The organism is Phormidesmis priestleyi ULC007, from assembly GCF_001895925.1.
GTDB classification, from domain to species: Bacteria; Cyanobacteriota; Cyanobacteriia; order Leptolyngbyales; family Leptolyngbyaceae; genus Phormidesmis_A; species Phormidesmis_A priestleyi_A.
In genome coordinates this window covers 1-18,885 of record NZ_MPPI01000064.1, presented here as the reverse complement: position 1 = coordinate 18,885, position 18,885 = coordinate 1, and the positions used below count along the sequence as shown (strand labels likewise).

Below are 18,885 nucleotides of genomic sequence, written 5' to 3'. Positions count from 1 at the left end.
GTTCGATAATCAGTATGACTTAGCCAAGGTGGTGATGCGGGGGATGGAATCCCGGAGTCAATCGGGTGAGTACTCACTGGAGCGTTTTATATTTAATTGCGCCTAGCTACTTAGAAATAGAAGAAATTTTTGCCATTCGATTAGCCAGCTTACGTTTCGACAGTTTTTTGGCATCGATTTTGGAAAATTGCAGTGCGATCGAGCTTCATCTTTCTTCTAAATCCATCGATTTCTACTCACCATTTCTGAGAAGAATATCAATTTCAAAAACAAATGAGATTGATCAAACGATCGCGAGAGGGCACGACATGTTGTGCCCCTACCCTATGCGCCCTTTGTGTACGGGCATGGCACTGCCGTGCCCTCTCGCGGATCTGTCACATTCACAAATTAAGACCTAAAAAAATAGAGCCAACCCCACAGAGCAGACTCTATCTCAGTTTTGTGAATTGCAAAACGCTCAGGATTCAAATAACCAGGCGTTCACACGTTGCAAACTCTTCCAGTCAGGCTTGCGCGTGAATCCATCTGCAATGTTTTGCTTGACTTCATCACCCAACTCAGGCAGCGTCGTCAACTGTTGAGCAATCTCAATGTGAGGTCTGACCCCAGGCTTTGACAGTTCTAACATTGCCATCACGAGATTGACTCGCGCTTGAGGATCTTGAGGGTTGAGCTTCACGGCTTTTTGGGCAGCAGTCAGCGCCAGAGAAGGCTTATCCGCCAACAGATAGAGCCAGGCTAGACACGTCCAAGCAGAGCTACTCTTGCGAGAACGATCGCAGATGTCTTTAAAAACCGGAATCAACACCTCTGGATCTTCTCCAGCTTTATAGCGTTCCAGCCCTTGGTCAAAAAGCGTTTCAATAGTTTGGGTCATGATCGAACTAGAAAATTGAACAAATTAATCAGTCATGAGCCGTGATCTCGGAACCTCCTAACTCATGACTAACGATCGCTTAAGTCGTAAATGACTTTCCGCACCCACAAGTCGCGCTGGCATTGGGGTTAGTGAATTGGAAACCTCCACCAATTAAAGCATCGCTATAATCCAGCATTAGACCATAAAGATAGAGCAAGCTTTTGGGATCGCTGATCACTTGAAAGCCGCCGTAATCATAAACCTCATCATCAGGACGAATGTTATTAGGGTCTTCAAAATCCATCGTGTAAGACATGCCAGAGCAGCCGCCGCCCCGAACCCCGACCCGGAGACAAAGATCTTTTCCTTGGTTTTCTCGCAGCAGCATCACATGCTTGAGCGCAGTCTCGCTCATCATAATTCCGCGTTGTTGAGACTGGGTTGTTTGTGTCATCTGCCCGTCTGACTCCTTGGCTACATCAAAAAACGATCGTATCTATGTCACCATCTTATCGATTATTTGCTGAAAACTGATTCGTGACTCATAACTTGACTCGTCTAGCTATGCTGAAGAAGGGCTTTGCAGAATATCGGTGAGGAAAAGGATTAGCGTTTAATATAAAGTCTGCTGCCCGAATGTCCGCTCTGTTCTTCCGTTATCTGGCTTGGTTATGACTGGTCTCAATCGTGCTACTCGTCGTCGGCTGCTTGACTTGCCGCAGTTTCCCAGCGTATGGGAGGGCGATCGTCGTCCCCTCTCACCGGGTTCGCCGCTTGAACAAACAGACTGGACAGATCTGACTCCATCGCTGTCTAAGCCAGACGGTGAATGCATTCTTTGGGTTGACGGGTCGATGGGGGTCGTGCGGGCGATGGATATGGTGCCAGCAGAAACTGGGCCAGAAGCGATCGTGCGAACCCTGCTGCGAGCGATGGAGCATCCTCACAATCCGGGTAAACCCGCTAGACCTCAAAAAATTGTGGTGCGCGATCGTGAAACTCAGTTCTATCTCAGAGGTGTGCTGCAAGATTTAGAGATTGCGCTCGACTATGTGCCCGAACTGCCGCTGATTGATGAGATTTTTCGAGGGTTTCAAGAAGTCGCCGACACGCGTCCGCCCAAGTTGCCACCCCAATTTGCCGAGCAACTGATCGAGAAGGCAGAAGAGATTTGGCAAGATGCCCCCTGGGACGTGTTGGGCGATCATCAAATTTTAGAAATTGAGTTAAACCAGTGGGATCTGGGCGCTGTCTATGCCTCAGTGATGGGCAGGTTGGGCATGGAGTATGGCGTTTTGTTCTATCGATCGCTCGATTCGCTCAAGCAGTTTCGGCAGCGAGTGCTGGCTAACGAGTCGCTCGAACAGATGGAAGAAGCCTTTCTAGGGCAAGACTGTCTGTTTGTGAGCTATGAATCTGACGGCGATGAAGAAGAATTTGACGAAGAAGAATTTGACCTGGCTGACTCAGATGACTCAGAGATTCAGCCTGTTTTTGGCAATTTGCATCCGTTAGAAGGCATTCGATCGTTTCTCTATGACGAAGAAGCGATCGCGCTCGTGGTGGTTTTAGAGGCTCTGCACCGCTTTATGCGTCAGCACCGCCGCAAGTTAGACGATGCTTTTCCGCCAATTAGCAGTCGCTATAAGATCCCGGTGCCCGAAGGTGCTGAAGCAGACACAGCGCTAGTGTCGGTCAAAGTGGCGACGATGCCCGATGTGGCAGATGAACTGTTTGCCCTGGTGGGCGATGACGAGGATGATGCTTTTCCGATCATTCGCGATGATTTGGTGCCCGAAAACTCGTTTCTCAGCTTGGGCGTAATTCCCTGGGAGACGGTGGGACGAATGCGATCGCAGCTTGACTATCACCAACCTGGAGAACCTGCTGAGGTCGGAGAAGGACTGCCTGTGATTTTGATTCAAACCTCGCGACCCAAAGCGAAGGTCATGATCGCAGAGATTCAAGCGGCTGGCGGAATCAAGGGGATTTGCTTTAATCCGGGGGCTGACCCCTTTGTGGGCGATCATTATGATCTTGGACTTTTGCAAACAGGCAACGATGAGCTGCATCTGTTTGGTGAGTTTGCCGAAGACGACCCGACGCATCTGCAAGCGAGAAAAAAGTGGGATCAGCGCTGCAAAAAAACCAAAGGCTATTGTGGCTTAGTGATTGCTAAAGGGTTGACTGGGGCGAGTCGGGGTGAGCCTAGCCTCAAAGATATGGTGGCACTGTTTGAAGTGCCTGCGATCGGATCTGAGCAGCTAGGGCTAGGCACCTTAGAACGCAAATTTGCCGCCGATTGGCTCTGATTTTTGGGGTTGGGTGCTTTCTCAAATGAGACAAGATTGGGACTCGTTCGTGTCTTCTGCGATCGCCCTTCTGATCCCACCCAAAACCAGAGTGAGCGAGACTAACGTAAACTTTCTTAGCGAACCTTCCTCTTTGGTAAGCACAAATGCTTACCAAATTGCTCAAAATCAGCGAAAAAATGCTGAAGTCCATATAACTTAAAGCTTTTGACGCTCCACATTTATAAAACAGCCTATAGAATGGGTCATTGAAAATTCGAGAAAATGGGAGTTTCAGCCATTTTGAATCAACCGCCTCGAAAACTCATTTGTAGTCTCAATATGAGACTCGTGACACCACTCAACTCATAAGATAACTTCTGGGAGATTTATATGAACAAAGGCGAACTCGTGGATGCAGTTGCTGACAAAGCCAGCGTCACCAAAAAACAAGCCGATGCCGTTTTGACGGCGACGATCGAAACGATCGTTGAAGCGGTAGCTTCAGGTGACAAAGTAACGCTCGTAGGTTTTGGCTCGTTTGAGTCACGTGAGCGCAAGGCTCGTGAGGGGCGCAACCCCAAAACGGGCGATAAGATGGAGATTCCCGCAACTAAAGTTCCGGCATTTTCGGCTGGAAAGCTCTTCAAAGAGAAAGTTGCTCCTTCCGACAAATAACCCACTCAATTATTCAGCAGGCAAACTTTTTGAATCGACCAGTGCACGGGGGGAATTTGGCTTGGGCAGCAGAACTGGCTAGCTGTTCTCCCTCTGCCATTCTTGATTTTTCTGCCAGCATTAGCCCGTTGGGGCCGCCCCAATCGGCGATCGCGGCGATTCAAAACAATTTAGCCCTAGTGCGAGAATATCCTGACCCGGACTATGGGCAGTTGCGGCGGGCGATCGCTAAGACTCACCAGTTGCCCAGCGAATGGGTCTTGCCGGGAAATGGTGCCGCTGAGTTGCTCACCTGGGCTTGCTGGGATCTCGCAAAGTTAGACGAAACTCAAGTGCTTACGCCAGGGTTTAGTGATTATTTTCGGGCACTGAGCACTTTTGATGCCAAGGTGAGTCGGTGCCCGTTTGATTTCGCCAGGGTTGAAGAGCAGGGAATCGAGCCTGATCTGTTGAATTTAGCGTCCTCGATGCCAAGTTCCGCCGTTAAAACTCAAGCTCGATCGGCTGGTTTATTGCTTAATAATCCTCACAATCCGACGGGACAACTGTTTTCGAGAGCATCAATTTTGTCGTGTTTAGACGAGTTTTCGCTGGTCGTGCTGGATGAGGCATTTATGGATTTTTTGCCGCCTGATCGCCAGCAAAGTTTAATCGAAGATGTCCAACGTCATCCCAATTTAGTGATTTTACGATCGCTGACAAAATTCTACAGTCTGCCCGGATTGCGGTTGGGCTATGCGATCGCCCATCCTGATTATTTGAAGGTTTGGCAAACTCGTCGAGATCCCTGGTCAGTTAACATTTTGGCATCGGTTGCGGCTGAGGCGATGTTGTTAGATACAGAATTTCAGCAATTTCAGCAACAGACTTGGGACTGGTTACAAAGTGCCAAACCCAAACTATTTTCAGGTCTGGCAGCATTGCCGGGTTTATGTCCTTATCCTAGTGCGGCTAACTTTTTCTTAGTGCGATCGCAGCAATCGGTTCCTGAGATTCAACAGCGACTTTTAAAGCAGCACCAAATTCTGATTCGAGATTGTTTAAGCTTTCCAGAATTGGGCGATCGCTACTTCCGAATTGCAGTTCGTTCTGAGTCTGAAAATCAACGATTAATCGCAGGTCTAACCGATATTTTGTGAATCCTATGGCAGTTGACTATGATTTGGTTGTCATTGGTAACACCGCCACAGGAATCTATGCGGCCCTATCGGCTGCAAAACTTAAGGCGAGAGTCGCGATCGTTGAGCAAAACATCCGCTCAGATTCGACGATTGTCCGTCACGCATTTGCAGAGATTGGAGACATTGCTCAAAGTCTCGATCGTGTTAATCAATTAGGTTTATATCACTCCGAAATCGTCTCTGGAGTGCTGCAACTGGCAGAAGCAAAAAAATGGGCAGACACTATCAACTCAACACTTCAACAACTCGATTCTCCAGCCGTTTTAGCCTCTCTTGGCATTGAGTTTATTGCTAGTTCTGGTGAATTTTGTCGTGAACCACATTCTGGCTTTTTGGTGGATCAGCGAGTGTTACGATCGCGGACTTTTCTAATCGCAACCGAGCAAATTCCAGTTATTCCAAACATTGAGGGATTACAAACGACGGGTTATTTAACTTCTGAAACGATCGGTCAAACTATTCCATCAAAACTCGTAATTATTGGCGATGATGCGATCGGGATTGAAACCGCACAAACCTTTAATCGTTTGGGTTCTCAAGTCACCTTGATTATGAGTACTGGATTTTTAGAAACCGCCGATCGAGAAGCAGCGTTTCTGATTCAAGCTCAGTTAGAATCAGAAGGAATTCGAGTGTTAACTTACACTCTAGTAACTCAAGTCAGAAAGATTCAGTCTAAAAAATGGGTTCAGGCGGGTGATAAAGCGATCGAAACCGATGAGATTTTCTTAGCAGCAGGCTTTCAGCCAAACCTAGAATCTCTCAATCTAGAAGCGATGGGCATTTCGTTTCCGGTTCGAGTGAATACTAAATTGCAATCTGCTCACGATCGTATCTACATTTGCGGTAACTCTGTTCACTCAATTGCTCAACAAGAGGTAAATATCGCGCTTAAAAATGCGTTGTTTTTTCCAGTATTTAAGATTGATGATCGTAAGGTTCCCCGTGCTATTTTCTCTAATCCACAGATTGCCTGGGTCGGCTTAACTGAGTCTCAAGCAAATCAAGTTTATGGCAAAGATGTGGTGATTGTGCGACAGTTTTTCAAAACCTTAGTAAAAGCGCAGATCCAAACTAAGACTACGGGATTTATTAAAGTTATTACTCGTCGTAATGGGGAGATTTTAGGAACGCATATTGTTGGGGAAGACGCGAGCGAACTGATTAGCCCGATCGTCCTTGCAATCAATCAAAAACTCAAAGTTCAGGTCTTTAACGATCTGGGATTTCTGTCACCTACGTTTTCAGAGATTTTAACCAGAGTTGCGATCGAATGGGAGTCTCAAAAACTTAACCACAACTCTGGCTTACAAGACTTTTTAGAAGGCTTTTTTCGCTGGCGTAGAGCAAACTTCAAGTGACAGGTTTCCCCATGCTTCTACACTCGCGCCAACGTCACCCGCTCCGACTGATCTTGATACTTTCCCCGACGAGTCTCATAGCTGACAGCGCAGGGTGCCCCTTCTAAAAAGAGCAACTGCACAATCCCTTCGTTGGCATAAATGCGACAGTCAGCACTCGACGAATTAGAAAACTCTAGCGTTAAATGTCCCCGCCAACCAGCTTCAGCAGGCGTTAGATTAGCAATTAACCCAATTCGCGCATAGGTCGATTTGCCAATGCAAATTACTGTCACGTTTTCGGGCACTTCTAATCGCTCTAGTGCGACCCCCAATCCATAGGTGTGAGCAGGCAAAATAAAATAGCTGCCATTCTCATCGTCGTGCAGGGCTGCGGGTTCTAAATTGGCAGGGTTGAAATGTTTAGGGTCAACCACTGTGCCCGGAATGTGACGAAAAATCCGAAACTCGGAGGGTGACAGTCGCAGATCATAGCCAAAGCTGCTCAACCCATAAGAAATGACGGGTGCCCCCTCGACTCGTCTAACCAATTGAGGCTCAAAGGGGCTAATCATACCCTTTTGCGCCATTTGCGAAATCCAGTTATCGTTTTTAATCATGGTGATTGCTCAGGGTTGGTGGCTACGACGAAGTTCAGTAATCTGATCGGCTACATCTAGAATCGCTTGAGGCATCTCAGGGCCAGTCAAAATGACATCGACCTGACGAGGACGCTGCTTTAAAAACGCCAGCACTTCGGCTTGAGGAATCAACCCAAAGTTGATCGCCAGACTCAACTCGTCTAGCACCACCAGGTCATATTTGCCCTGATGCACCACCGCTTGGGTATATTGCCACAACTCAAGCAGCGCCACGACTTCGGCATCATCTAGTTCTGGCGTGTCAATGCAACGAGGAATGTCACACCGAATCCAATCTAGGTTTTGACTGAGTTGCACGGGTCGATCGTGCCCCTGCCCAATTCCCCCCTTGAGAAACTGCACCACTAAAACCGAGGTGCCCTGCCCCGCAATTCGCAGCGCTTGTGCCATTACCCCAGTGAAAAAGTTGCGGTGAAAAGACGTAAACACTTGCACCAAGCCCTCAATGCTGAGATTGAGGACTCGATCGGAGTCAAAAACCGGAGTTTCTATTTGTGAAACCATAGGGGCAGTCCAGGTGATCAAGAACGATAATAGATATAGCGTACTTCAAAAATCGTTTCCCCATAAAACACTACCTATAGAGAAACGTCAAGAGTAGTTTGGGCGATCGTTCCCACTCTACCCGCTCTAACTCAGATAGAGGGATGAGAAGATTCTTTTTTAATGACGCTTGGCTCGATCGCTGGATAGACTTCACCCTTTAGCAACAGAATACAAACAAAAAAGCCAGAAATACAGGCGTTCTTTGTTAAAGTCCTCGACTCACGGCGCTGCCTGTGCCTTGAAACATCAGCCACGATAGGAAGAAATTAGAAATAAAGATCGCCAGCAGCGAAGTAACGACCGCTGTTGTCGTAGATTGTCCGACTCCTTTTGCGCCGCCCGTTGTAGTCAAACCCCAGCTAGAGCCAATAATTGAAATCAGTGCCCCAAAGAAAAAGCCTTTGATCGGCGCACTGCATAAATCCCAAACGCTCAAAAAATTGCGCGCCGAGTTGAGAAACACGGTGTTAGAAATGCCATACAGCGCATCAGCAATCACCATTCCGCCTGCCACACCTGTAACCAGTGCCAGAACGGTGAGAATCGGCAACATCAAACAGCAGGCAATCACCCGCGGAATGACGAGATAATCGATCGGGTCAGTTCGCAGCATATAGAGCGCGTCGATCTGCTCTGTCACCTTCATCGTGCCGATTTCTGCTGCAAACGCCGAGCCAACTCGACCCGCTAAAACAACGGCAGTCAGCACCGGAGCCAACTCTCTCGATAGAGAAATAACCAGCACCCCTCCGACTGCCGTTCCTGCACCCAGATTAATAAATTCTCGCGCCACCTGAATGGTAAATACTGCGCCGACAAAGCCAGCCGTGATCAAAGCAATTAACAGCGACTCAGGCCCGACCGCCGCCATTTGCTCTAACGTGTTGCGGCGATTAATCTTGCCATTGAGCAGATGCACTAAGACCTGTCCACCGAGCAGCACCGCAGCGAGTAGGCGCTGGCTCCAAAGTCCTAAAGATGAAGAAGGGGAGGGAGTCTCAGTCAACGAGTGATGCCTCAGAAGCTACGTTAGCAGGATATCAGGTAAGTCGGATAGAGAGATTGCAGATTACATTGTTTACATCAGAACGCGAGGTAATTTGGCATGGTAGGAAAGCGGCTTCAGCCTTCAAGATTGGTGGTGCCCCCCGATGATGAAGAATCGACGATCGATTATTTCTATGATGTCCCCGGTTCAATGCCCGGAACCCTAAACATTGAGCCAGATGCTCCGCCTCCAGTGATTGTGCTGATCGACTATAGCGAGAAAACCGCCATTCGTCTGCAAGTCGAAACGCCCGAAGAGTGTGCGGCTCACCTCGACACAGAATCGGTGTCTTGGGTCGATGTCAAAGGGCTAGGCAGTGAAGATATCTTAAAGCGGCTAGGAGCGGTCTTTACGCTGCATCCCCTAGTGTTAGAAGACATTGTGAATGTGCCACAGCGCCCCAAAGTGGAGGAATATGAAGACCAACTGCTGATCATCGCTCGTATGGTGATGCTGCGGCGATCGGGCAGAAGCTTTCTCACCGAGCAAGTCAGCTTGATTTTGGGCAAACACTATCTGCTGACGGTGCAAGAGGAGCCGGAAAACGACTGTTTTGCCACCGTGCGAGAACGGATTCGTCTCAATAAAGGCACGATTCGCAAACACAATGCTGACTATCTCGCCTACACGCTTCTAGACTCGATCGTAGACGGCTTTTTCCCAATTCTTGAAAACTATGGAGAAGAAATCGAAGAATTAGAAGATGAAGTGGTCGCTAATCCGACGCGTCAAACTCTAGAAAAGATTCACAAGATCAAGCGCGAGTTGTTGACTTTGCGGCGATCAATTTGGCCGCAGCGCGATGCCATTAATGCGCTGATTCGAGATGGCAGCGACCTGATTAGTGATGAAGTTCGAGTTTATTTGCGCGATTGCTATGATCATGCCGTTCAGGTGCTAGACATGGTAGAGACTTACCGAGAGCTATCCTCTAGTCTGATGGATGTCTATCTGTCGTCAGTCAGCAACCGCATGAATGAAGTGATGAAGCTTTTGACGATCGTCTCGACGATCTTTATTCCGCTCACCTTTGTTGCCGGAGTTTATGGCATGAACTTCAACGTCGAGAAGTCTCCGTTCAACATGCCAGAACTTAACTGGTATTTGGGTTATCCACTCTGTTGGGCGGTGATGATTGCGATCGCGACGGTCTTGATTGTCTTCTTCAAGCGCAAAGGCTGGTTTGAAAACTTCTCAACCGTTAAAAGTCGAGACTGAATAGGGGCACGACAATGCCATGCCCTTACTGGGTGACTGGCGCTTAAATCTAGTCACGCTTTAAGCGTCGCAGTTCTTCTTGCAGATCCATCACTTGCCGCCGCATTTCGTCAACGCTGTTAGGAGGCGCAGATGCGGTAGGGGTTTCTTCGTCATCGAGAATCTCGATTTTGCGAGGTTCTGTGGGTTTTTTGGCGGTCGGCTCAACGGTGGGGTTTTGTTGAGCGCGGCTCACCATTTCATCGACAAAACGCCGACCTTCTTCAGCCGTCATCTCGCCTCGATCGACCATTTCATCTGCCAATTTTTGCACCTGCACTCGCAGTTCGCCAAGCTTCTCGCCCGCTTTTTCACCCGCGTAAGAGGCCACGCCAATGCCTAAATAAACCGCTTTTTGAACGAGATCTCCCAAACCCATATGCTTTAGGCTCCTGTGTCAGTTTCTTCCAGGATAGCGAAGAAAACTAGAAGACTGACTACGGGGGTTTACCGTCCAAAAAAAGTGACCCGGAGACTACGCCTATCGTGAGCATCCCGTATTGCTGCTACCTTCCGGTCCTGACAAGATTTGGGTGTCGCGATCGCATAGATCCGAGTCACTTATCAGAATAGCATTATTCGACCACCACACGCCACTCATAAAGTCGGTAATCAACACACCCGTTTTGAACGAGGGGATCTTCAGCGACGATCGCTTTGGCTTGATCCATTGAGGCGGCCTTAAACAAAAGCATTCCGCCCCCATAGTGCGCCCAGTAGCCAGTGCGGGCTTCGTGACCTCTGTCGATTAACTCTTTAACAAACGCTTTATGGGCGGCAACATGGCGATCGAAGACAGCCTTATCGACAATTCCTTCTTCGATCTTCACAAACCAGGGCATTGCTGTTCTCTTCCTTGGATAGACCATTGGCGCAATCATGTCCATTCAGTAGTTTACAGTCCTCGTTTGGTGACAAAGTATTTTTTCACTCCAGTTCATGAATGTGTATATTTCTAAAAGTGAAATTGCGATCGCTACTTAGATTTCACCGAAGAGTTGTGTTCTTACTGTTACCTCACCGCCTAACACGTTTTGCCCATTGATATGACGTTCAATCAGCGCGTCAGGAATTTGAACCAAGCCTTGTGCTTTTAGCAAGCGAACAAGTTGTTCACAAAGCTTGAATAACGACTTTGAGCGCTCTTGTGTAGGAACCAAAACAGTGGTGTCAACGAGTGAAATTTCATACACCCGAAGACGAAAGAATCCACCTTTTCGACTGACATCGACTCGTATTTTAAACTGAGCTAATTTTTCTGCTGAGTCGTAGTCATTGTCAGTTGACGCAGAGGGTGACTTGCCTTGCTCATGAATCAAGATCAAAAAATTGTAGGCATTGCGGTAGTTCCGATCTAGATCGTAAAAAACTCTCACACCCATTTTCTTAACAACGACTTCGGCTAACTCAAGGAATCGTTTTTCATCAAAGATCTCAAGCTCCTTCGACTGCAACTCGCATAGCCATTGAAGAATCTCATCTAGAAAAACTGCACTTTCATCTCGGCTCGAAATCGAACTCTTAGATGGATGGCGTTTTTTGCCCATCTCGTTTCTCTTCAGCTTCTCGTTCTCATAAACAATGCTACCCCATCGTCCTTACTGACTGTTTGAGCAATCTAACAAGCCATTAAGCGGTTTTAAAGAAGCGGATAATTTCGCGCACATGGTCGAGAAACTGTCCGTCAGTGGTAAGTTGAGCGATCGCCTGTTTTGCCTCACGGGACAAGCGATCGTGTTCGGCTTGATTGGTCGATCGTAAGTTTTCTTGACTCGCCGCCACATGGGTTAAGTCTTGACGAATCGCATCAGATTGACGCTGCTGAGTTGCCACCCAAGAACTCGGATCATCAGGATTAAGTTGAGATGCTAACCGCTCCACTGTGGCTTCTAATTGCTGAAATCGGCTCCGCAGTTCAACCACGTCTTCGCGCGGATATTGAAACTGCTGTCGCAGCGTCGCAATTCGAGTCGCAAAATATTGATAGGTTCGCACTGCCGGACGAAGCACCGTTAACAGCAACGCTGCCCCAGAACTGACGTAGCCGACTTGACTGATCCCCGCAGCCGCCAGTCCATACAATCCGATCGCTGAAAGAATGTGTAGAGCAATCACGACCCAGCCTGATCGCTCGGCAACGACTCGAATATAGTCCACTTGGCGTTGATCAACAGGAATGCCCTTCTCATCAGAAAGCGCTGCTTCTGCGAGGGCTTCCTTTGCATCAAAATAAATGTTCCACGGGATGGTGACGATCGCCAGCAACCAGCCAAAACTCGCTGCCGCGATCGCCCAATCTACAAAGCTCCCCGTCGGAATCTGCAACCAGTGCAGCCCTCCAAACAGCAGCAGCAACAGGGTCACAAATCCAAAACTCAGGCCAAGGTAGCTAGAATACATCTCAATTCTCTCAAAGATCGGTGTCTCGATCGTGGTTGGGAAAACCGGAATGATTGGAGATTTTGTGCCACTTCCGAGAGTTCCCTAATCGATCGAGATCGACTGAGGACTGTTGCCATTGTGGCTGCCACTGCTAGAAGTTGGGTAAGAAGTCGTGCCTGTCTGCTGGTCTAACCAACTTTTAACAGGGTCATCAGCCAGACTTAAGCGCAGCAGCCCAGAGACTAGCCCGCCAAAGAAGGCAACGGGTTGCTGAGTGATTTCTTTAAAAATGGGCGAGAGTTCGTCAAAGAACATAATCAGAATTCCTTCAGGCTGAATTTAAGATTCTTTTTGGATAGTAGCGCGTCTACGAGATGAGTGGCGATAAACCAACTGGCTGGTTTTTCAAACATTTGGTGAAAGCACTCAGCAGGTAAACCAAGCGAGATAAGATAGAAACTGGTCTATCGTGCCACAAGGGGTGTCACCTGTGCTGAAAGCGCTGACTGCTGACTTCAAAATCATTTTCGATCGCGACCCTGCCGCCCGCAAGTGGTTAGAAGTCTTATTTTGCTATCCGGGTTTGCAAGCATTAGTTCTTCATCGCTTCGCCCACTGGCTTTATGGGTGGGGGTTGCCCTTCGTGCCTCGGTTTATTTCTCATCTTGCTAGATTTTTTACGGGAATTGAGATTCACCCCGGAGCGACGATCGGAATAGGAGTCTTCATCGATCACGGCATGGGAGTTGTGATTGGTGAGACAGCGATCGTCGGTGACTATGCGCTAATCTATCAAGGCGTTACCCTCGGTGGAACGGGCAAAGAAAGCGGTAAACGCCACCCAACTCTGGGCGAAAACGTTATCGTCGGCGCAGGTGCCAAAGTTTTAGGAAATCTGCAAATCGGCAACAATGTGCGGATTGGCGCAGGATCAGTGGTGTTGCGAGATGTGCCTGCTGATTGCACCGTGGTTGGCGTTCCCGGTCGGATTGTCTTTCGATCGGGTGAGCGCGTTGAGCCACTAGAGCACGGGCGACTCCCCGATTCTGAGGCTCAGGTGATTCGGGCACTCGTCGATCGCATCGAATCTTTAGAGCAGCAGCTTCAACTCGTGCAAACGCGTCAATCACTAGCGGTTTGCTATGCGATGGCGGCGGTGAATCCTGAAGAAGCGTTCCAAAATCCGACCTCTTTAAACTCACCAACTAATGGAACGGATGCTCCTTTGCCTAAGTGCCAACTGAGCAATCGTGTCATCGACGAATTTTTGGATGGTGCCGGGATCTAGCAGCAACAGATTAGGCAAAAAATGCAGTGGATGGCTGATTTGTGGGGATCACAAGTTAGCTATCCGCTAACTCTATTTTAAAGGCGAACACCCTAAAACTTCATCGTAGATTTAAGAAAATTCCAAAGTGTAAGGAACCGATAAAGAAAATTTTGCGGTAGATACGGAGAACATCTAATCTCCTGTACTGTAATTGCGTTCGATCGGTTGGGCCTCTCATCAAAGCTTGGATTTTATGGATTTACTAGATGCACTGCGACTTGACCCCTTTTATCAGATTGGCAAGGCTTGCAGAAGGGAAAGATTTTCGTGGCATCTGTCTTGATCATTCAAACGGTGACAGCCGCGCGAATCTTTGAAGGCTTGGCTCCCCTTTAAACACTGGTTTCACTTCATACTTACCAATGTTTATCGATCGTAAGAAATTTGATCCTATTCATTCGCTCTCTACGGGAATCTTGGATAATTTCCTTTGTTGAGTAGTGGGCAGTTTGTCAATCAAGACGTTTGTCCGACAAATATTTAAGGAAAGAGATGAAGTTGAATTCTCAAGCTCTGAAACAGGAATGGTTCTCAAATGTGAGAGCAGATGTTTTATCAGGAACGGCAGTGGCGCTGGCATTGATTCCAGAAGCGATCGCATTCTCGATTATCGCTGGCGTTGACCCAAAAGTTGGGTTATATGCTGCATCGATCATCGCTGTGATCACCGCGATCGTGGGGGGGCGACCTGGCTTAATTTCAGCCGCAACCGGATCAATGTCACTGCTGATGATTCATCTCGTCAAAGATCACGGGCTGCAATATCTACTTGCAGCCACGATTCTCACGGGAATCTTGCAGGTTTTGTTTGGCGTGCTGAAGCTGGGCCGCCAAATGAAGTATGTTCCCCACGCGGTCATGCTGGGATTTGTCAATGCACTGGCAGTTCTGATTTTTGTGGCACAACTGCCGCAGCTTATAAACGTTCCTCTAGCCGTGTATCCGATCGTTGTGATCGCGTTTTCCATCATCTACACGTTGCCTAGATTTACAAAAGCCATTCCGTCTTCGTTAGTCGCGATCGTGGTGATGACGGCGGTTGTGATCATGGTCAAAATTGATGTTCCCACTGTGGGCACTATGGGCGAATTGCCGACAACACTGCCATTTTTCATCGTGCCAAACGTGCCGCTGAATGCAGAAACGCTGCAAATTATCTTTCCATATTCGCTGACGTTGGCGATCGTGGGGCTGCTCGAATCGCTACTGACCGCTGCCTTGCTAGATGAACTCACCGATACTCCCAGCAACAAAAATCAAGAAGCTAAAGGACAGGGCATCGCCAACATTGTCACAGGCTTCTTTGGCGGGATGGCAGGCTGCGCCTTGATCGGACAATCAGTGATTAACTTTCAATCGGGGGGGCGGGGGCGACTTTCAACGCTGTGTGCAGGCGTTTTTCTGCTGTTCTTCATTCTAGTGATGGGAGATTGGGTCAAGCAAATTCCGATGGCGGCACTGGTTGCAGTGATGATTATGGTGTCGATCGAAACGTTTAGCTGGTCATCTCTGAAATTGATTTCGCGGGTTCCTCGCAGCGAGACAGTCGTGATGCTTACAACAGTCATGATGACTTTCCTAACTCACAATTTAGCGATCGGCGTTGGGGTTGGCATTGTATTAAGCACAGTGTTCTTCTCACGTAAGATTGCTAAGGTTATTTTTGTTGATTCTAGTTTGAGTTTTGACAGCGCACACCGCACTTATCGCGTTGCAGGACAATTGTTTTTTGTCTCGATCGATGAGTTTCTAGCCGCGTTTAACTTCAAAGAAGGATTAGAGTCTGTTGCGATCGATTTCTCTGCGGCTCATCTCTGGGATCAATCGGCGGTTAACGCGATCAATAAAGTCGTCCTTCAGTTTCGTCGCAATGGAACCGAGGTGAAACTGGTTGGGTTAAATGAAGCGAGCACAACTTTACTCAACAAGCTGACAGCTTCTGACACATCCGACAACGTAAACGAATCAACGGCTCACTAAATGCACAAAACCGTTGGGCAAAATTCTGCGTTATTTCAACCGATCGAATTTGTTAGACAAACGGCGGGTTGCGATCGGCATTGATGAACAGAATCAACAACTAGTTGAAATCTTACGTCTTTTCTGAGAGGTTTTGGTACGTTTCTCTGGAATCTGTTGTACACAGGCAACATACTCATTCTCTCGCCCAAGCTCTGTTGCAAGAGCCGCAATGTTCAATCGTTTTAGTAAGTCGATCGTGATCGGTCGTTTATCATTCCAGAAGATCATGGAACTTAGAAATTCTGTCGCGATCGAGGAGTTAAGGATTTCAGTGAGAAACACCGCCTCGTCTTCAGACCCGCATGACAGAAAATAAACCGTGTCATCAAATACGGCAGGTCGGTCATCAACTGAGCGAATGGCAGTGAACACTACTTTTTTATAGAATCCTGAAATTGCGACCTTCCAAGGCCTGAAAGTGTAGTCACCGACTCCAAAAATTGAGAAAGGTGGACGATTTTGGTAGATTGAACTGCCTCGTTTTGCAAGAGCATCTGCATTGTCTTGAAGATATCGCCATGTTATGGGAGCATCATACTCAATGTGAGCCGTATCTTCCCCGACGAGGTGTTGTGTGACAAGTAAATATTTTCGACACGTTACGATTCGGTTGTTACTAATGTCTGAGCTTTTGAAAAGAGGATAGATATAGATGTTTTCTAAAGCGATCGTGATGCCGTTACCATTCCGATAACCATCAGTCCTTTTTTCTAGCTCCATCACCTTAGCACAGTCATGCTTAATGCCAGAACGCCAAGTACATTTTTCATCGCTTCCATGCAGATGTTGCCAGCGATCGTAAACGACTATATTAGCAATCATTACTCCGTTTCGATATCCGAGTGTGTGGGATGCTTGAGCGTCCGACAAATCATCATAAACAAGGCAGTCTTTTGAGAATGAATGCTGTCCAAACTCCACCACAAACAAGCAGGCATCGACAGCCGCCCTAAAATAATGCATCGCGTCAAACTTATAAATCCGGGCAGATTGGGTTGGATAGCCGTGCTTCCAAGCGTAGACCAACACCTTACGCGCCACTGATGCTTTGCAGAGCATTGCCATTATTCCAGTTCGCTGCTTGAACCATTCAAGATGCTGAAGTAACATCCATTCTGAAATGTCAAAATTGCTCTTGCCTGTGAGGGCATCCAATCCATTCAAGCTCTGAAAATTTGACTTCTTGGGAAGATTAGAGCTTTGAAGTCCTCCCAGCATCGAATTCGTGACCCAAGGCGGATTGCCAATTACTAAAATTGGTTCAGGCAACTGACTTAGAATTTCAGACCAGTCCATTTGAAAGAAGTCAGCGTGTAGTGTTTGAACGGAAAGGTCTATTCCATTGGCAATGAGTTGCTGCTGTAATGCTTCTAAGTGAGTTTTATTGATCTCAACCCCCACAGATTGTTGAGCAGTGGGAAATGCTGCGATCGCCGCTAGCAGGAATGAGCCACGCCCACAAGTTGGTTCTAGGATCGATTTAGGGTCGATCGTAAGTTGTTTGATCACCTGAAGCGATCGACGAGCCAAGTCATCGGGAGTTTGAAAATCGCCAAACTCGCAAGCCCGACTATTCTTGAGCAAGACCATGCCTCATTACCTCACCCGATAAACACCCTCTACGTTACCAGCGTTTTGAATCACACGGCTGTATTGAAGTCGCCACTGTAGAGCATTTGAGATAGTGAGATATCCAGGCTCCGGCGGGTTTTGCAAAAGTTCTTCAGCCAGCTTTTGAGCTTCAATCTCATCAACTGGAAGGTTTCTATCCATCATAAAAGCGATGAGATCATCAACATTGCCGTCGTTTTCTAGAATTTGAATGATTCCTCGTGTCATTTGAAAGTCGGCAGTTCGGGTCTTATCTACAAAAATTGTGTGCAGCATTTCTAGCCGACCCGTCCGGTTGATCGAGTCGTCGGTTTTGCTGTAGACAAACACGAGTAGGTGATAGCCAAGACCAAATATCTTTTGCCGCGCCGATCGGTAAGGACAAGATGATTGAGGTTGACGGATGCTTGTCACCTTGATATCGACTTCAAGACCCGGTAGATCAATCCCCATTGCAGAATTTCCAGGCAGTAATGTGTACAAGGTGATTAAGTGAGCCGTAAACTTATGCTCAAGGTAGGTGCCGATCGCTTTTCCGTCAGTCACGCCATACAAAGCGGGTTCGTCATAAATGCTTTCAATATCTGCAAATCTTGCGGCTTCCTGCCAAAGCATCGGTAGTGTGAGTTGCGTCATACCGTTTTTTGTATAAGGCTACGAGCCTAGCATTCCCAGAATGGTTGAGCTTGCTGAGTAGAATAAAATCGATCGCAAATCAGGTAAGGTCCTGTAAACGCTCAAAACTACGGTACGTCGTGTAGAGCGACACCGCATATGGTGCTATAGTGGTGTTATACCTGCTGTACTATTCCTTCGAGTTGTCATTGATACCAATGTTGTGTTTGAAGGCTTAACTAAACAAGGTGGAGCTGCGGGTCTCATTATTGATGCCTGGTTGGCTGGTTTTATAGAAGTTTACGTTTCTAATGCCCTCGCCTATGAATATGAGGATGTGTTGTCTCGCAAACTTTCAGAAGTCCGTTGGAGTCAATTGCAGTCTGTATTAGGGTCGCTTCTCAATGCGGCTCACTTTACGCCGATTTACTTCTCGTGGCGACTGACTTCACCCGATCCGGGCGATGATTTGGTCATTGATTGTGCGATGAATGCAGGAGCAATAGTCGTCACATCAAATGTTCGAGATTTTCGGAGTGCAACAGAGTCACTGGGTATACGGGTAGTAACACCCATACAATTCGTCGTCGAATTAACATCAGGAGGAACTCAGATCTTGCAGCAGTCTCAACAGGGAGTTGCAAAACGGCTAAAAGTCTGTAAGAAAGGGCGTAGAAATAGTTGAATTAGGACGGTTATGGAAACCATCTTGCAACACGCCCAAGGATTAGTGTACGCCCTGCTTCACTTGATGCCTAGCCCCTATCAGCACGCTAGTCTCAGTTCTCTTTTAGGACTGTTTTTAGAGGCGCAGGGTCATCCTGTCCCTCAGGGGTGCCAGACGAAATCTGCTAGCGCGTTGAGCCGCTTTCTGAATCACTCCGAGTGGTCAACTCGTTCGGTGCTGAGAACGACTCGCCACCAGGTGTTGCAGCAGATGAGAGCGCATCTTCCAGGCTCTGGCAGCCCCCTGAAAGTATTGATTGACTTAACCACCTTGGAGAAGTGCGGCAAGTTTCGGCACCTGGGCGACCCGACCGAGGATGAGGGAACGCCCAAC

At 47.8% G+C, this 18,885-nt stretch carries 21 protein-coding genes, 1 other RNA gene and 1 pseudogene; 10 read left to right on the top strand and 13 right to left on the bottom strand.

What is annotated here, in order from left to right:
- Positions 1–65 precede the first annotated feature (65 nt).
- Entirely contained in the window at positions 66–401 is a 336-nt protein-coding gene (locus tag BRW63_RS29270) for a hypothetical protein (protein ID WP_143162124.1), read from the top strand.
- Positions 402–460: 59 nt separating this feature from the next.
- On the opposite strand, the gene BRW63_RS25700 is transcribed toward BRW63_RS29270, so the two are convergent.
- Positions 461–880: a tetratricopeptide repeat protein gene (locus BRW63_RS25700; protein WP_073075182.1), complete on the bottom strand. Its 420-nt coding sequence runs from the start codon at positions 878–880 to the stop codon at positions 461–463.
- A gap of 79 nt (positions 881–959) precedes the next feature.
- Positions 960–1,316 (bottom strand): HesB/IscA family protein, encoded by a 357-nt coding sequence (locus tag BRW63_RS25695; RefSeq protein ID WP_073075181.1) that lies wholly within the window; start codon positions 1,314–1,316, stop codon positions 960–962.
- Positions 1,317–1,533: 217 nt separating this feature from the next.
- Here BRW63_RS25695 and BRW63_RS25690 point away from each other — a divergent pair, with 217 nt between their 5' ends.
- From BRW63_RS25690 to BRW63_RS25675, 4 genes are all read left to right on the top strand, one after another.
- On the top strand, positions 1,534–3,174 hold the full coding sequence (locus BRW63_RS25690) for a DUF6930 domain-containing protein (protein WP_073075180.1): 1,641 nt from the start codon (positions 1,534–1,536) through the stop codon (positions 3,172–3,174).
- A 372-nt stretch (positions 3,175–3,546) separates the two neighbouring features.
- Complete coding sequence (locus BRW63_RS25685) at positions 3,547–3,831, top strand: HU family DNA-binding protein (protein WP_073075179.1); 285 nt, start codon at positions 3,547–3,549, stop codon at positions 3,829–3,831.
- A 29-nt stretch (positions 3,832–3,860) separates the two neighbouring features.
- On the top strand, positions 3,861–4,970 hold the full coding sequence (cobD, locus tag BRW63_RS25680; RefSeq protein WP_073075178.1) for a threonine-phosphate decarboxylase CobD: 1,110 nt from the start codon (positions 3,861–3,863) through the stop codon (positions 4,968–4,970).
- A gap of 5 nt (positions 4,971–4,975) precedes the next feature.
- The gene (locus BRW63_RS25675) at positions 4,976–6,373 is read left to right on the top strand and encodes an FAD-dependent oxidoreductase (RefSeq protein WP_073075177.1); all 1,398 of its coding nucleotides are present in this window, start codon (positions 4,976–4,978) and stop codon (positions 6,371–6,373) included.
- A gap of 17 nt (positions 6,374–6,390) precedes the next feature.
- On the opposite strand, the gene dcd is transcribed toward BRW63_RS25675, so the two are convergent.
- The 3 genes from dcd to BRW63_RS25660 all read right to left on the bottom strand — a co-directional run bounded on the left by dcd (position 6,391) and on the right by BRW63_RS25660 (position 8,566).
- A complete protein-coding gene (gene dcd / locus BRW63_RS25670; RefSeq protein WP_073075176.1) occupies positions 6,391–6,972 on the bottom strand; it encodes a dCTP deaminase in 582 nt (193 codons plus the stop codon).
- 9 nt (positions 6,973–6,981) lie between these two features.
- Entirely contained in the window at positions 6,982–7,518 is a 537-nt protein-coding gene (locus BRW63_RS25665; RefSeq protein WP_073075175.1) for a P-loop NTPase family protein, read from the bottom strand.
- Between the two features lie 247 nt (positions 7,519–7,765).
- A complete protein-coding gene (locus tag BRW63_RS25660) occupies positions 7,766–8,566 on the bottom strand; it encodes an MlaE family lipid ABC transporter permease subunit (RefSeq protein ID WP_073075174.1) in 801 nt (266 codons plus the stop codon).
- 99 nt (positions 8,567–8,665) lie between these two features.
- Between BRW63_RS25660 and corA the strand changes: the two genes are divergently transcribed.
- Positions 8,666–9,826: a magnesium/cobalt transporter CorA gene (gene corA / locus BRW63_RS25655; RefSeq protein WP_073075173.1), complete on the top strand. Its 1,161-nt coding sequence runs from the start codon at positions 8,666–8,668 to the stop codon at positions 9,824–9,826.
- A 49-nt stretch (positions 9,827–9,875) separates the two neighbouring features.
- Here corA and BRW63_RS25650 read toward each other — a convergent pair whose 3' ends face one another.
- The 6 genes from BRW63_RS25650 to BRW63_RS25625 all read right to left on the bottom strand — a co-directional run bounded on the left by BRW63_RS25650 (position 9,876) and on the right by BRW63_RS25625 (position 12,562).
- Positions 9,876–10,244: a phasin family protein gene (locus tag BRW63_RS25650; protein WP_073075172.1), complete on the bottom strand. Its 369-nt coding sequence runs from the start codon at positions 10,242–10,244 to the stop codon at positions 9,876–9,878.
- Between the two features lie 83 nt (positions 10,245–10,327).
- An RNA gene (gene ffs / locus BRW63_RS25645) (signal recognition particle sRNA small type) lies at positions 10,328–10,424 on the bottom strand.
- 16 nt (positions 10,425–10,440) lie between these two features.
- Positions 10,441–10,707 carry a YciI family protein gene (locus BRW63_RS25640; protein WP_073075171.1) on the bottom strand — a complete coding sequence of 89 codons (267 nt, stop codon included), beginning with the start codon at positions 10,705–10,707 and terminating at the stop codon, positions 10,441–10,443.
- Between the two features lie 138 nt (positions 10,708–10,845).
- On the bottom strand, positions 10,846–11,412 hold the full coding sequence (locus tag BRW63_RS25635) for a hypothetical protein (RefSeq protein WP_073075170.1): 567 nt from the start codon (positions 11,410–11,412) through the stop codon (positions 10,846–10,848).
- Positions 11,413–11,494: 82 nt separating this feature from the next.
- Complete coding sequence (locus tag BRW63_RS25630) at positions 11,495–12,265, bottom strand: hypothetical protein (protein ID WP_073075169.1); 771 nt, start codon at positions 12,263–12,265, stop codon at positions 11,495–11,497.
- Positions 12,266–12,349: 84 nt separating this feature from the next.
- Positions 12,350–12,562, bottom strand: coding sequence for a hypothetical protein (locus tag BRW63_RS25625; RefSeq protein WP_073075168.1), 213 nt, complete (start codon positions 12,560–12,562; stop codon positions 12,350–12,352).
- A gap of 175 nt (positions 12,563–12,737) precedes the next feature.
- Between BRW63_RS25625 and cysE the strand changes: the two genes are divergently transcribed.
- Positions 12,738–13,535, top strand: a complete 798-nt coding sequence (gene cysE / locus BRW63_RS25620; protein WP_073075167.1) for a serine O-acetyltransferase — start codon at positions 12,738–12,740, stop codon at positions 13,533–13,535.
- Between the two features lie 534 nt (positions 13,536–14,069).
- Positions 14,070–15,557, top strand: a complete 1,488-nt coding sequence (locus tag BRW63_RS25615) for a SulP family inorganic anion transporter (RefSeq protein WP_219898733.1) — start codon at positions 14,070–14,072, stop codon at positions 15,555–15,557.
- A 93-nt stretch (positions 15,558–15,650) separates the two neighbouring features.
- Here BRW63_RS25615 and BRW63_RS25610 read toward each other — a convergent pair whose 3' ends face one another.
- Positions 15,651–17,189, bottom strand: a complete 1,539-nt coding sequence (locus BRW63_RS25610) for an N-6 DNA methylase (RefSeq protein WP_073075166.1) — start codon at positions 17,187–17,189, stop codon at positions 15,651–15,653.
- A gap of 6 nt (positions 17,190–17,195) precedes the next feature.
- Positions 17,196–17,846, bottom strand: coding sequence for a type II restriction-modification system restriction endonuclease (locus tag BRW63_RS25605; protein WP_073075165.1), 651 nt, complete (start codon positions 17,844–17,846; stop codon positions 17,196–17,198).
- A 136-nt stretch (positions 17,847–17,982) separates the two neighbouring features.
- Here BRW63_RS25605 and BRW63_RS25600 point away from each other — a divergent pair, with 136 nt between their 5' ends.
- Entirely contained in the window at positions 17,983–18,510 is a 528-nt protein-coding gene (locus BRW63_RS25600; protein ID WP_317615849.1) for a putative toxin-antitoxin system toxin component, PIN family, read from the top strand.
- Between the two features lie 12 nt (positions 18,511–18,522).
- Positions 18,523–18,885, top strand: a pseudogene (locus BRW63_RS25595) (hypothetical protein); the annotation flags it as partial.